Here is a 1,037-nt window from a genome sequence, read left to right as displayed (position 1 = left end):
GGCCGGTTCAGGTAGCCACGCGCAACGCCTGCGCCGCCAATGTAAAGCTCGCCCACCGCCCCGAACGGCACAGGAGCGCCATGACCGTCCAGCAGGTACACCCGCGTGTTCGCAATCGGACGGCCGATCGGGACACGGCGGAATGTCTCACCAATCGCGGTGATCTCGCAGACTGTCGCAAAGGTCGTCGTCTCGGTCGGACCGTAGCAGTGAATGAGGCGTACAGGACCTTCTTCTCTTAGCAATCTCAAAAATGAGGGACCGTCACTGGCCTCGCCTCCAGAAAGGAGGTACTTAAGTTGTGCCAACGCTGGAGCGATCGATGACGTATATTTGTTGAATAATGCCGTTGTTAGAAAAAGGGTTGTCACCCGTTGCTGTTCAAGTGACTTGGCAAAATTTGAAGGATTTAAGACGGTCGTGGCATCCAATGCAATAATGCAGCCACCGTTGAGCAACGGCGTCCACACTTCAAATGTGCTGGCGTCGAAGGCGGGATTACCCACCCACGCCACACGATCTCGGGCATCGATCTTCGCATAGCCGTTGTTGATGACGAGCCGGTTGACCGCACGATGAAGAACAACAACCCCCTTGGGAAGGCCGGTCGAGCCGGAAGTGTACATCACGTAAGCGGCAGCCTCGGCGCTCAACGTCAAGCCAGGGTTGGCACTAGACCCAGTCCCAGCCATGAGCGGCTCAATAGACAGAACAGGGATCGTCACATCTACCAATTCATCGACACCCTCCGTAAGCACGAGGCGCGCAGCACAATCTGCCATCAGCCATCCTTGTCGCGCAGATGGAAGAGCGCGATCGATCGGCACATACACTCCGCCCGCCTTGAGGACCGCCAACTGCGCCACGACAAGAGCGACGGAGCGGTCCAGCACTGTCGAAATGCGGTCCCCCGGCTTGACCCCCAGGGCGATCAGATGATGGGCCAGCCGGTTGGCCCGCGCATTGAGCTCGCCATAGCTCAGGCGCTCGTCCTCATGGACCACCGCCACCGCCTCCGGCGCCTGGCGCACCTGCGC

At 59.4% G+C, this 1,037-nt stretch carries 1 protein-coding gene; it reads right to left on the bottom strand.

The genetic code is table 11. The annotated features are described in order from the left end of the window. On the bottom strand, window positions 1-1,037 hold a 1,037-nt coding region (locus tag PU724_RS33765; protein ID WP_426213829.1), incomplete at both ends, for an AMP-binding protein.

The sequence above is a fragment of the Mesorhizobium abyssinicae genome (genome assembly GCF_049887195.1).
Lineage (GTDB): Bacteria > Pseudomonadota > Alphaproteobacteria > Rhizobiales > Rhizobiaceae > Mesorhizobium > Mesorhizobium abyssinicae.
This window is presented reverse-complemented; position numbering and strand designations above follow the sequence as displayed.